The following is a 13,276-nucleotide window of genomic DNA, read 5'->3' on the forward strand; positions in this document are numbered from 1 at the left end:
CAATCGGTTCAATATGTGCTTTTCAGTGACTGCCACTTATTTCTTTTCTGATTTTACTTTTATTTTCTTTGGCGGATTTGGAGATGGCGCAATCCCCTTTTCTGCCATTTTTTGGATGATTCCAGATTCCATTTTGAGACGCATCAACTTTGACCTTCCATCTACAAAGGCAGAGCGCCATTCTTTAACTTCATTGTTCAATCGTGCTATATCATGAACTTTTTTATCGGCACTGTGCGAACTTGCAATCATAATTATCGCCAGCACAGAAATGAAAATGATGATCCTCCAATTCTTAAACGAATCATCACTGACCAAAAACTTACCTCTTAATATGTGATAGATGTTGTTTTTCATCTTACTTCCTGCGAATGCAGGAATCTCCTTTTTAATTAGACTATATATTCTTCAAACCTGAAAGGTTTTGAAACCCCTGTAGGTCGTCCAATACCACCTTACAGATTAATTATATTTTTTCCGCAACCCGAAGCTTTGCACTTCGCGCTCTGCTATTTTCTTTTATCTCCGCTTTTGATGGCACAATCAAACCGCCAACTTTCTTTAAAGGCACTTCAAAATTTCCATAAACATCGCGCTCTGGCTCACCTTCAAACAATCCATTCCTAATAAAACGCTTGACCAATCTGTCCTCTAACGAATGGTACGATATGCAACTCAAGCGACCTCCTGTGACCAAAACTTCAGGCACCTGGAGCAACAGCTCCTTTAAAGCCTCAATTTCCTGGTTCACTTCTATCCGTATGGCCTGATAGATTTGCGCCAACACTTTATGTTCATTTTTATGCTTTACAAATTTTTTCAAGACCTCTTTTAGGTGCTCGCTGGACTTGATTTCATTAGTTGCTCTTTCCTCCACAATAAGCCTCGCCATGGCTGGAGCCTGGCGCAACTCGCCATACTGCAAGAACACATCTCTGATCTGCTCCTCATCATATTTATTGATAACATGGAACGCTGACAATTTGCTGTCCTGATCCATTCGCATGTCCAAATCCGCTTCAAAACGTGTTGAAAATCCGCGTTCAGCAACGTCAAACTGATGGGAAGAGACACCAAAATCTGCCAAAATCCCATCTACTTTCTTGGCTCCATAAAAGCGCAAAAAGCGCTTTAAAAACCTGAAATTCTCATTGATCAGCTTAAACCGAGAATCATCTATGGTATTTAAAAGAGCATCCTTATCTTGATCAAAAGCGAATAGTTTTCCTTTTGGACCTAAGCGCTTTAGAATCTCACGGCCATGCCCCCCTCCACCAAATGTCACATCAACATACACACCGCCCGGTTTGACATTCAATCCATCTACTGCTTCCGTTAGTAATACCGGATTATGATAGTCCATCTTCGTCATCATCTTGTCCCATAACTTCCTCGGCTAAATCTGCAAAGTCATCAGCCGCATCATCTATAGCTTGTTCATATTTATCTTTATCCCAAATCTCCACAATATTTATGGCGGAAGACACCACAATTTCCTTTGAAATACCTGAAAAAACCATTAAATCCTTAGGGATCAACAGTCTGCCAGTACTATCCACTTCCACCACCTTCACACCTGCGGTAAATCTTCGGATGAAATCGTTATTTTTCTTTTTGAAGCGGTTAAGTTTGTTCATTTTTTGCATCAAAGTCTCCCATTCGGTCATTGGATACAATTCTAAACATGGTTGAAAAACCGCTCTTTTTAAAACAAATCCGTTTTGAAGCGCAGGCAACAGCTGTTTTTTGATGGCAACAGGCAACATAAGCCTACCTTTGGCATCAACTTTACATTCGTATGTTCCTATTAATGAATTCAAAAGCTTTTGTTTGTTTAACTAACGACTACGATTCAAATATATTGAAAATATTACCACCTTTTACCACAATTTACCACTTTTGTTGATAAGTTTTTGATTTTGAGCGGTATTTTCGACAAACGGATGAAAGAAGGAATAAATAAGCGCTTGTTTTTCAGAATATTAAAAAGTGGGATAAAAGCATTTATTGGATGTAAACAAATAATGTAGAAGTATTGCCTTGAAACTGGCCAAAATGAAATAAAATTTGATTGAAATAACTATATTTGTTTTTTAAGCATAACTACCAACCGTTAATGAGACATCTCTTAAAAAAAGAAAAAAAGTACAGCTATATTGAAGTAGGTGAAGGTCAACCCATAATAATTCTTCATGGATTAATGGGCGGTCTTAGTAATTTTGATGGTGTTATCCAGTATTTTAGTGCCAAGGGCTACAAAGTCATCGTTCCTGTATTGCCCATTTATTCGATGTCCTTACTAAAAACCAACGTACGTAGTTTTGCTAAATATCTTTATGATTTTATAGAATATAAAGAATTTGATGATGTTATTTTATTGGGCAATTCGCTTGGTGGCCATATCGGACTTTACCATACAAAACTTTATCCTGAGAAAGTAAAAGCCCTGATTATTACCGGAAGTTCCGGTTTATACGAAAGCGCCATGGGGGGAGGCTACACCAAACGCGGTGATTATGAAGTGATCAAGAAAAAAGCTCAAGATGTTTTTTACGATCCTGCAGTGGCAACCAAAGAAATTGTGGACGAAGTTTATGAAACTGTCAATGACAGAAATAAATTGATTAAGACCTTAGCCATTGCCAAAAGTGCCATCCGTCATAATATGGCCAAGGATTTACCTAAAATGGATCTGCCCGTATGCATCATTTGGGGAAAGAACGATATTGTAACCCCACCTGAAGTTGCCGTCGAATTTCATGAACTTCTACCAGATTCTGACTTGTACTGGATAGATAAATGCGGACATGCCGCTATGATGGAACATCCCGATGAGTTCAATGCGATACTTGAACAATGGCTCAAGAAGCGGAAACTTTGAGGTTGAAATTGAAGAAGTGAGTGATGACGGGTGACGGGTGACTGAAGAGTTCAGAGTTCAGAGTTATGAGTTATGAGTTATGAGTTATGCAAAATCGGAAAAAACTTGGGTTCTTTGTGTAACTCTCGTGAAATTTATATTTAAGTTTTATCAAAACTGTCCAAGTAATAAGAAGCAATCATAAATAGATCTTTTAAAATAAACGCAGGTAGAGCAGACCGTATAGGCAAAGTGTGCGTGGTGAGTTTTGGAACTGAGGACGAGTGACTGAGACCTGAGACTGAAAACTGAAGATTAAAATTCAAACATAACATGATTATCAAATCTGCTGAATTTATAATGAGCAACTCCGAAGTGGCCAAGTGCCCGAAGGACCCATTGCCTGAGTACGCGTTTATAGGTCGTAGCAACGTTGGCAAATCGTCGTTGATAAACATGCTGACCAATCATAAAAATTTAGCAAAAACATCCGGAAGACCAGGTAAAACCCAACTTATCAATCATTTCTTAATCAATAAGAATTGGTTTTTGGTAGATTTACCTGGATATGGCTATGCGCGTGTTTCAAAAACATCCAAAAAAAAGTTCCAAAGATTTATTACTGACTATTTTGAGGAACGGCAGCAATTGGTATTGGCTTTTGTTTTGGTGGATATCAGACATGAGGCCCAAAAAATAGATCTTGAATTCATGCAGTATATGGGCGAAAATGGCATTCCGTTTTCCATTATTTTCACTAAGGCCGATAAGCTCAAACCAAAAGCCATCGAACGTAATGTTGCTGCTTATTTAGAAGAACTCCTTAAAACATGGGAAGAAACTCCTAAATACTTTATCACCTCATCCTCTTCTGCCCTTGGAAGAGATGAAGTGCTGAATGAGATTGATCATATCAATCAACAAATGAATGCCCTAAGGCAGAATTAATATTGTACTGTTTTATAGCCAGTGTTCTCTAAAAAAACCTATAACCATTCATATAAAAAAAGCTCCAAAGTTACATCAACCTTGGAGCTTTTTTTATATGGATTCCAGAAGGATTACTCCTTCACGTTATTGACAACTTTTTTAATATTATAAGAGCTTCTTAAATCGCTTAATACATTTAACGCTTCTTCAACATACACATCTTGACTCAATGCTTTATGCCAGCGATCACGTTTTTCTCTCAAAACACTATCTTTAGCCATTAGTTTATTTTCGTAAGGCAAAGAGCTATAGGTTAAGTTTGTTTTATAATCGGTTAAACGCTCAAAGTGCTTTGCCTCCTCTTCGTTTAGTTTTAGTGCAGCCTTGTACGTGTCATAGTTTAGGGAGTAATTCTCCTTGTCTCTAATCTTTTTGACCCATTTGGCATTTTCATCAATTAACTTTAACTGTTCATTTTTAGCAATACGTGCATTACTGTTGGCAATGGCCATTTGATAATCCACATTGTGATCCCATATCTTATAATCAGTGGCATCAATCCTATCATAAGCCATCGGATTATCCTGATTCTTTTCGCCTAAGGCGATATAACTGTAACGGTCAGGAACAACCACATCACTTTTCACCCCTTCCAATTGGGTTGATCCACCATTGATACGATAGTATTTCTGTATGGTATATTTTAAAGCTCCCATATCCCCACTCGTATTGTTTCTCACCATTCGGTTGAGATCCAAGACGGTCTGAACGGTCCCTTTACCAAAAGTTTGTTTACTACCAATTACCAAGGCTCGTTTATAGTCCTGCATGGCAGCAGCCAAAATTTCGGAGGCCGAAGCAGAATTCTCGTTTACTAGAATCACCAATGGGCCATCCCAGGTTATGGATTTGTCTTTGTCTTTTAACACTTCCTTTTGTCCTCCAGTGGTTTTTACCTGAACAATTGGACCTTCCTTAATAAACAATCCGGCCATATCAATGACGGTTTGCAATGATCCACCGCCATTGTTCCTTAAATCTAAAACTAACCCTTCAATACCTTCTTCCTTTAAGCGTTCTATTTCAAGCTTAACATCTGTAGCCGCATTCCGTTTCTTATAATCTTCCATATTGACATAAAAGCCTGGAAGATTGATCACACCAAATTTCTTATCGTCCTTAATCACGGTAGTCGATTTTGCATAAACCTCCTCCAACTCTACCACATCTCTGGTAATGGTCAACTCTTCAATAGTGCCATCTACCTTTTTTACAGTTAGGATAACATTGGTACCTTTTGGCCCTTTAATTAATTTTACGGCATCTTCCAAACGCATACCCACAATACTGACGCCAGGCTCACCATCATCTTGTTGTACTTTAAGAATTTGATCTCCTGCCTCTAATTCGTTATTTTTCCATGCCGGTCCACCGCTAATAATCTCCACGATAGTCACGACATCCATTTTCTTTTGAAGTCTTGCGCCTATGCCCTCAAATTTCCCCGACATGGCCACATCAAAACGCTCCTTATCTTCTGGTGCATAATAAAATGTATGCGGATCAAATTCGGCAACAATAGCGTTTAAATAAACGCTAAACCAATCGTCTCGTTTCCGTTCATCAATATAATCATAAAGCTCATTTAGCGAATTGAGCGTCGCTTTTCTTGCTTCCGCCTCTAGTTCCGTAAGTGATTTTTTAACCTTTTTCTCAGATTTGACCTCAGTATCAACCAAAACATTTTGATTAAAGCCTTCAGAATCAAATTCGTCTACATGACTCATTTTCTCAACCTTTTTCTTATCAGAAAACGTGTTTTCCTGCTGTGAAATCAAATCGTCATAATTGGCAATGGCAGAAAACTTAAGCTGGGTTCTCCAACGCTCTCTCATTTCCTTTTTTGAATTGACATATGCCAATTTTTTATATTCCGTATTGATCTCTTCATCAATGGTATAATCAAAAGGCTTGGACAAAACCTCTCTGTACATTGCTTGTGATTCTTCTATACGTTGCAACAAACGGTTATGGGTCAGGTTGAAAAATGTCAAGTCCTGATTTTTTAACTGATCGTCAATTTTATGTTTATAAGCTTCAAACTCCTTAATGTCCGAGGCATAGAAATATCTTTTAAACGGGTCCAATTGATCCAGGTAAGCCTTAAAAACATTCTCGGAGAATTGGTCATTTATTTCCTTAGGACTATAATGGCCTTCTTCAAGTACATAGGTTATTAACTGCATCAATAATTTATCCTTGTCTGGATCTTCAAAAGTTTTAGTGGTGAAACTACATGACGCAAACGCCAACATAAGCGCCAGCAATAAAATCTTATAATTCCTTTTCATGATATCTTTCATATTTTTAGCGGCATTGATTAGGTCTAACCGTTATAGACCCTCTGATTATTTTTTACTAAAGTAAAAGAAAAAACCATGCCAATAAAACCATTGGCTACTAATTTTTTGTTAAACCACTCTGAATGGGATTTTAACGTCTAATTTATGTATTTTAGCAATCTAAAAATTATTGCAGAATGAACACGAAACCATTGATTTTAGTGACCAATGATGATGGGATTACGGCACCGGGATTAAGGACCTTGATTGAAGTTATGAATACGATTGGCGAGGTTGTAGTCATAGCACCAGACAGTCCACAAAGTGGGATGGGCCATGCCATTACGGTCAATTCAACACTTTATGTAGAAAAAGTGAAAATCGATAAAAATCCACAATCCGAATACAGTTGCTCTGGCACTCCAGTAGATTGTGTGAAATTGGCGGTCAAGCAAATTTTGGGACGACGACCTGACATTTGCGTTTCGGGCATCAATCACGGCTCCAACTCTTCCATCAACGTTATTTATTCAGGAACAATGAGTGCCGCCATAGAAGCTGGTATTGAAGGCATTCCGGCGATTGGCTTTTCGTTGTGCAACTATAATTGGAGTGCCGACTTTGAAGCTTCTAAGAGTTATGTTAAAACAATTACTGAAAATGTATTGGAACACGGACTTCCTGAAGGCGTGGTGCTCAACGTTAATATACCTGATTTACCAAAAGATAAAATCAAGGGCATCAAGATATGCCGTCAAGCAAAAGCGAATTGGGAAGAAGAATTCACCAAACGTCAAAATCCGAGTGGGCGTGACTATTATTGGTTAGCTGGAAAATTTGTTAATTTAGATGAAGGTGAAGACACCGACGAATGGGCCTTACAGCACGGTTATGTTTCTTTGGTTCCAGTTCAATTTGATCTGACCGCGCACCATTCCATTCAAAATTTAAACTCTTGGAATTTAAATGATTAAAAAAGAAGTATTTATCGGTTTCATTGTAGGATTACTTGCCAACGCTATCGGGTTTATAATTGCCATTCTTATTTTTGGAAGTGGCGAAAACATCGTTACGGCATATAGACAATCTTTGGCCCAAGGATTTTTCAGCAAATTGGTTAGCATGGGAGCGCTACTGAATCTTGTGGTGTTTTTCATGTTCATCAAACAAAGACGCGACTATAGGGCAAGAGGCGTAATTATGGCTACCATAGTTGTAACGATTGCCACCTTTTTATTAAATTACAATTAATAAAAGCCTTTCGATTTCTACTTGTTTGTGACCTAAACATTACGATTCTTAAAAGATGAAATACTACATCATAGCTGGCGAAGCCTCCGGAGATTTACATGGTGCCAACCTTATGAAAGCACTGCAAAGACAAGATGTCAATGCCCAATTCAGGTTTTGGGGAGGTGATTTGATGCAAAAGGTGAGTCCTACACTCGTTAAACACTATCGTGATTTGGCATTCATGGGCTTTTTGGAGGTCGTCATGAATTTGAGAACCATTACCAAAAATCTCGCCTATTGTAAAACAGACATTGAAAGCTACAACCCCGATGGTATCATCTTTATTGACTATCCTGGTTTTAACTTGCGTATTGCCAAATGGGCAAAGCAAAGAGGATACCGTACCCACTATTATATTTCACCACAAATTTGGGCATGGAAAGAAAACCGGATTCACGCCATCAAACGTGATATCGATAAAATGTATGTCATCTTACCCTTTGAAAAAGAGTTTTATGAAGATAAACATCATTATCCGGTGGAATTCGTTGGCCATCCGTTAATTGACGCTATTGCCGACCGTCAGCAAGTGAGTGAATATGAGTTTAGAGCCAAACGTGGGCTTACCGATAAACCAATCATCGCTTTATTGCCAGGAAGTAGGAAACAGGAAATTCGCAAGATGCTCACGGTGATGTTAAGCATTGTCAAGAACTTTGAAGATTATCAATTTGTTATAGCTGGTGCTCCAAGTCAAGACTACGATTTTTATAAAACCTTTATTAAAAAAGAAAATGTTTCATTCGTAAATAATAAAACCTATGATCTTTTGAGTTTAGCAACGGCTGCCCTGGTGACTTCAGGAACGGCAACTTTAGAAACCGCTTTGTTTAAGGTCCCAGAAGTAGTTTGCTACAAAGGAAGCTGGCTTTCTTATCAAATAGCAAAACGCGTCATTAATTTAAAATATATTTCCTTGGTCAACCTAATTATGGACAAACCTGTTGTCACTGAATTGATTCAAGGAGATTTTAACTCCAAACGTCTCAAAAAGGAGTTAGAAGATATTTTACGACCCGAGAAAAGAGAAACACTTTTTATGGAGTATTTTCACTTAGAAAAGACATTGGGAGGAAAAGGTGCGAGCGAAAAAACAGCAGAGTTGATTTTTAACGACATTAAAAAACATAAAGTCCAATAGCTTTTTCCAAAAATTTTATACTTTCGAAATTTCCTCAGCGTTTATTAAACAACCCCGGGGCAAGTTCAGAACTCATGGTTAAGAAAATGTGAATTTCAATCGAGGCAAGCTTCGGAGGATCAAAGCCCACTGGTGGGAATAAATGTATACTTTTTCAAAAACGATATATCACCTAATGAAAAAAAATGTCTTAATCCTACTTTTGTTCATCGCATTGAGCAGTTGTAATGCTCCAAAGGGCATGGTGATGACCAAATCCAAAGCAAACAGAGTTGAAACCAATCAGAAAACATCCACTTCAAATCCCATTGTCTCTATTGAGACCCATAGTTATGAATTAACACCGGTGGATTTAACTCCGATTGGTCTGAATATTAAAAGTGAACTCCCAAAAATTATCGACACCAAAGCCAACAGAATAGTAAATTATGCTTTTGCATTTGATGGTGTAAAATACAAACGTGGTGGCACAACAAAAGACGGCATGGATTGCTCTGGCTTGGTGGTTACTACGTTTGACAGCGAAAACATTTCATTACCCCGGGTCTCAAGAGACATGGCTCTTTTGGGTAAATCGATTGAACTACAAGAGGTCAGCAAGGGCGATCTTTTGTTTTTTGCCACTCGTAAAAACAGCAAGACCATTAGCCATGTCGGAATTGTTACGACGGCAAGAGATGGTTATGTAGAGTTTATCCATGCAAGTACTAAAAATGGAGTCATCGTTTCCAACTTGGCAGAAAAATATTGGTACTTTACCTTCGTACAGGCAAGACGTGTGATATAGCAGTTATTTCAAGTAAATAGTGAACTTTTTACCCAAAGTTGTAATAAATTAATACTTTTATAAAAAATTACCATTATAACCAATGAAAAAGATTGCCCTACTCCTTCTTTTATTGATCACTTTTAGCAGCTGTAAATCCTCAAAACGAGTTGCGACCACAAAGTCAAAGACCGAAAAAATCGATTCCCGATCTCGTAAATCGGATTTAAACTCTTCCAAAGCAGATAAAGTTGTGGATTATGCACTCAAATTTGACGGTGTGAAATACAAATATGGCGGTACTACAAAAAAAGGCATGGATTGCTCTGGGCTAATAGTGACCTCCTTCAACAGTGAGAATATTTCTTTGCCACGAACGACTGGAGATTTATCCATAACAGGGGATTGGATTGACTTGAAACAAGTGACCAAGGGCGATTTATTATTTTTTGCTACACAAAAGAACAGTCGGAATGTTAACCATGTGGGAATTGTCACAGAAGCCCGTAATGGAAATGTTGAATTTATACATGCAAGCACGAGCAGTGGCGTCATAGTTTCCAATCTCGCAGAAAAATATTGGTACTTCGCCTTCGTACAGGCAAGACGTGTTTTATAGTTCTTATTTTTAGTAACTTAGACTTATGAAGTTACTAAATTTTGCAATCATAAAGATTATCCTCTGCCTTATAATAGGCATTCTTTTTGCGCATTATATTGACATTCCCATTATCTATAGCTTGCCGCTCACTGTAACTTTAGCATTAGGGCTTGCCGCATTTCTGATTGGCGAAAAAAAGCGTTTGGTCAAATCCTACGGCTTTACAATTCTAACGGTCTTTACCTTTATTGCAATTGGTGTATTAACCTATCAATTGCACGACCAAAAATCGTTCAAGAAACACTACACCCGGCATATTGATCCTGTTAATGATTCGATAGAAACGATAAACTTTCGAATTAGGGAAATCCTTAAACCAAGTGTCTATCACGACAAATATATTGTTGACATCCTAAACATAAACGATCAGCAACTTATCGGAAAAACACTTTTAAATGTTCAAAGAGATAGTCTGCTCCAAGCTTTTAAAGTGGACGATATTTTTGCAACCACATCACCTCTAACCGATTTGAATCCCCCGATCAATCCCAACCAATTCGATTATAAAAAATATCTTGAAAAACAATATATCTATCACCAAATCTTTACAGAACAAGATGAACTTTTGCGCGTTTCATCAGACCCACACACGATTTTAGGCTATGCCGCCCAATTGCGAGCCCATATCAATTCAAAACTAAAGTCATACAACTTCAAACCAGACGAACTCGCTTTGATCAACGCTCTGTTACTGGGCCAGCGTCAAGATATCAGTCCAGAAATCTATAATAGCTATTCCAGGGCAGGTGCTATCCATATTTTAGCCGTTTCCGGATTGCACGTTGGTATTGTCCTACTGCTTCTCAATTCATTGTTCAGGCCTTTGGAGTATTTCAGGCGTGGGAAACTTATAAAAACTCTATTGATTTTGTCCATATTATGGGGTTTTGCTGTGGTTGCAGGGTTATCGGCATCGGTTACCAGAGCAGTGATGATGTTCAGTGTTGTGGCTATTGGAATGAATCTAAAGCGGCCTTCCAATATTTTCAATTCGCTTGCCATTTCCATGTTGTTCCTTTTACTTTTCAAGCCTCTTTTTCTTTTTGATGTAGGATTCCAGATGAGTTATTTGGCAGTCATTGCCATTGTGGGTTTTCAACCACTATTGGCGGACTTATGGCAACCACAATTAAAACCTATTCGAAAGTTATGGGACATATTTACAGTGACACTAGCGGCACAGTTTGGAGTAGTCCCTGTAAGTTTGTTTTATTTCCATCAATTTCCAGGATTGTTTTTCCTATCCAATCTGGTGATAATTCCTTTTTTAGGACTAATTCTGGGGATGGGTATATTTGTTATTTTATTGGCATCATTTAATCTACTTCCGTTGTGGCTTGCCGATATCTATGGTGGCATCATCAATTTAATGAACAGTTTTGTCCGATGGGTCTCACTTCAGGAACGCTTCGTTTTTTCGGACTTATCATTTAGCTTGCTTCAAGTACTAACTGCTTATTTTCTGATTGTGACCTTGGTTGTATTATCAAAAAAACCAGGCTATAAACGTGTGACCATCGCGATGTTTGCGGTATTGATTTTTCAATCCGTATTGATTTTTGAAAAGAAGAAAAACCAAAATGAAGAATTCGTGGTCTTTCACAAAAGCAGACATAGTCTTATTGGTATAAAGAAGAACGCTACTTTAACCGTAGCGCATAATTTTGACAGCCTTACTTCGAGTAGGGACCATGTCATTAAGAATTATAAAATCGGTAATGCGATTAATAAAATCAAGAAGGACAATTTGGAGAACATCTATGAATTGGGAACTACACGAATTTTGATTGTTGATAGTGCGGGAATTTATAGGATTCCACAACTCGATCCGAAGGTTGTAATTTTGAGAGATTCACCAAAAATAAATCTAAACCGATTATTGGACTCTATAAATCCGCAATTGGTTGTTGCAGATGGCAGCAATTATAAAAGCTATGTTCTACGATGGGAACTCAGTTGTATGAAACGAAATATTCCATTTCATTTGACTGGTAGAGAGGGTGCGTATGTGTTGAGAAAACAGTAATTCTATTGTCGTATTGTTTCCCGCAGATTCCGGGGATATACGCAGAACAAGTTCTATCAATAAAAGTCTATCCTTGTAAAAAAGAAAAAATAAGATTGAGGACTATTGATTGACAATTGCGTCTTAAAGCTTATCACAACAAGGTTTGTTTAATCATATAACCGATTTTTGTTTGCCCCGCCCTAAAGGGAGCAAAAAATCTCAAATGATTGATTAATTTGAAAATAAGCCACCCATTAGTCCCAATAACTCTATTGGGAGAATCAAGGCTTATTCAGATTTTAAATGAACAATCTCAATTTTTTAGGATTAATAGCAGATATGCAATACCTATTTTCTAAATGATAAAATCTAAAAATTTGAATATCCCAATTCCCAAAGCAAGACCAAAAACCATCGTATAGATTCTCTGCTTTTTGTCGGCTAAAACTGTTATAGTTTCTATTAGTTTTCCATTTTCCTCTAGTTCAAGTTGAATTTCATTTTTATAAAATTGTCGGTACTTGGATTTTAAAGTTAGTACACTTGAATTCCGTGTAAAATTATGGGAAGTTCCAAAAATTGAAAATTTATTGGAGACTTTGTTCCCATTCAAGATAACACTTTCAATCCCCAGGATTGAATTCATGAATTCTATTTTCTTAGTACCGATATGAAATTCAGCGCATTTCAACTTATTGAGAGTATTATATTTACAATCCATTTACCCCTTAAACTCAGGCTTAAAAGCAGTATAAAAGGCATTGAATTCTTCTTGGGTTTTTATTTCCTTATGCTTGTCGTTCAGAAACATTTTAAGGTACAATTCCAGTTGCTGCGGATTTTGATAACCTCTAACCGGTGTAATAATATCACCTTTTTCATCAAAAAACATGATGGTTGGGTAGGCGTTTACTTGAAACGCATAGGTCAAATCGTGTACACTGTTCCGACGGCTGGCCATTTCTGGCTTATAGCCCTTATTGGTATAAGTATTACCCTTGTATTTGACAACATCATTACCCTCCCCATTAAATTTTACGGCATAATAATTAGCGTTGACATATTTGGCAACATCAGGATTTTGAAAAGTGTTTTTGTCCAACATCTTACATGGGCCGCACCAATTGGTATAAACGTCCATCATGATTTTTTTAGGTTTCTTTTTTTGGAGCTCCAAGGCCTCTTCAAAAGTGACCCAGTTAATTTGTTGCGCGATACCATTAAAGGACATTAACAATGTCAAGACCCCTATAAATGCTAACTTCTTCATTTTAT

General features: G+C 37.6%; 13 protein-coding genes. 8 read left to right on the forward strand and 5 right to left on the reverse strand.

Annotated elements, in window-relative coordinates; genetic code table 11:
- Positions 1–36: 36 nt before the first annotated feature.
- From G6N06_RS00850 to mraZ, 3 genes are all read right to left on the reverse strand, one after another.
- Positions 37–357 carry an FtsL-like putative cell division protein gene (locus G6N06_RS00850; RefSeq protein WP_163514162.1) on the reverse strand — a complete coding sequence of 107 codons (321 nt, stop codon included), beginning with the start codon at positions 355–357 and terminating at the stop codon, positions 37–39.
- 109 nt (positions 358–466) lie between these two features.
- The gene (gene rsmH, locus G6N06_RS00855; protein WP_163514163.1) at positions 467–1,363 is read right to left on the reverse strand and encodes a 16S rRNA (cytosine(1402)-N(4))-methyltransferase RsmH; all 897 of its coding nucleotides are present in this window, start codon (positions 1,361–1,363) and stop codon (positions 467–469) included.
- Positions 1,350–1,820, reverse strand: a complete 471-nt coding sequence (gene mraZ / locus G6N06_RS00860; RefSeq protein ID WP_163514164.1) for a division/cell wall cluster transcriptional repressor MraZ — start codon at positions 1,818–1,820, stop codon at positions 1,350–1,352. Before mraZ ends, rsmH begins: the two co-directional genes overlap by 14 nt.
- A 296-nt stretch (positions 1,821–2,116) precedes the next feature.
- Here mraZ and G6N06_RS00865 point away from each other — a divergent pair, with 296 nt between their 5' ends.
- Both G6N06_RS00865 and yihA read left to right on the forward strand, forming a co-directional pair.
- The gene (locus G6N06_RS00865; RefSeq protein ID WP_163514165.1) at positions 2,117–2,881 is read left to right on the forward strand and encodes an alpha/beta fold hydrolase; all 765 of its coding nucleotides are present in this window, start codon (positions 2,117–2,119) and stop codon (positions 2,879–2,881) included.
- Positions 2,882–3,196: 315 nt separating this feature from the next.
- Positions 3,197–3,808 (forward strand): ribosome biogenesis GTP-binding protein YihA/YsxC, encoded by a 612-nt coding sequence (gene yihA / locus G6N06_RS00870; RefSeq protein WP_163514380.1) that lies wholly within the window; start codon positions 3,197–3,199, stop codon positions 3,806–3,808.
- A 113-nt stretch (positions 3,809–3,921) separates the two neighbouring features.
- Here yihA and G6N06_RS00875 read toward each other — a convergent pair whose 3' ends face one another.
- The gene (locus G6N06_RS00875) at positions 3,922–6,141 is read right to left on the reverse strand and encodes a carboxy terminal-processing peptidase (protein ID WP_163514381.1); all 2,220 of its coding nucleotides are present in this window, start codon (positions 6,139–6,141) and stop codon (positions 3,922–3,924) included.
- Between the two features lie 188 nt (positions 6,142–6,329).
- Between G6N06_RS00875 and surE the strand changes: the two genes are divergently transcribed.
- The 6 genes from surE (at position 6,330) to G6N06_RS00905 (ending at position 12,019) form a co-directional block, all read left to right on the forward strand.
- On the forward strand, positions 6,330–7,106 hold the full coding sequence (gene surE, locus G6N06_RS00880) for a 5'/3'-nucleotidase SurE (protein WP_163514166.1): 777 nt from the start codon (positions 6,330–6,332) through the stop codon (positions 7,104–7,106).
- Entirely contained in the window at positions 7,099–7,383 is a 285-nt protein-coding gene (locus G6N06_RS00885; protein ID WP_163514167.1) for a hypothetical protein, read from the forward strand. The genes surE and G6N06_RS00885 overlap by 8 nt, the downstream gene beginning before the upstream one ends.
- 55 nt (positions 7,384–7,438) lie before the next feature.
- Entirely contained in the window at positions 7,439–8,566 is a 1,128-nt protein-coding gene (gene lpxB / locus G6N06_RS00890; RefSeq protein ID WP_163514168.1) for a lipid-A-disaccharide synthase, read from the forward strand.
- A 175-nt stretch (positions 8,567–8,741) separates the two neighbouring features.
- The gene (locus tag G6N06_RS00895) at positions 8,742–9,353 is read left to right on the forward strand and encodes a C40 family peptidase (RefSeq protein WP_163514169.1); all 612 of its coding nucleotides are present in this window, start codon (positions 8,742–8,744) and stop codon (positions 9,351–9,353) included.
- 82 nt (positions 9,354–9,435) lie between these two features.
- A complete protein-coding gene (locus G6N06_RS00900) occupies positions 9,436–9,951 on the forward strand; it encodes a C40 family peptidase (protein WP_163514170.1) in 516 nt (171 codons plus the stop codon).
- A gap of 25 nt (positions 9,952–9,976) precedes the next feature.
- Entirely contained in the window at positions 9,977–12,019 is a 2,043-nt protein-coding gene (locus G6N06_RS00905; RefSeq protein WP_163514171.1) for a ComEC/Rec2 family competence protein, read from the forward strand.
- A gap of 703 nt (positions 12,020–12,722) precedes the next feature.
- On the opposite strand, the gene G6N06_RS00915 is transcribed toward G6N06_RS00905, so the two are convergent.
- Positions 12,723–13,271 (reverse strand): thioredoxin family protein, encoded by a 549-nt coding sequence (locus G6N06_RS00915; protein WP_163514172.1) that lies wholly within the window; start codon positions 13,269–13,271, stop codon positions 12,723–12,725.
- Positions 13,272–13,276: the final 5 nt, after the last annotated feature.

The sequence above is a fragment of the Gelidibacter japonicus genome, assembly GCF_010725055.1.
Taxonomy (GTDB): domain Bacteria; phylum Bacteroidota; class Bacteroidia; order Flavobacteriales; family Flavobacteriaceae; genus Gelidibacter; species Gelidibacter japonicus.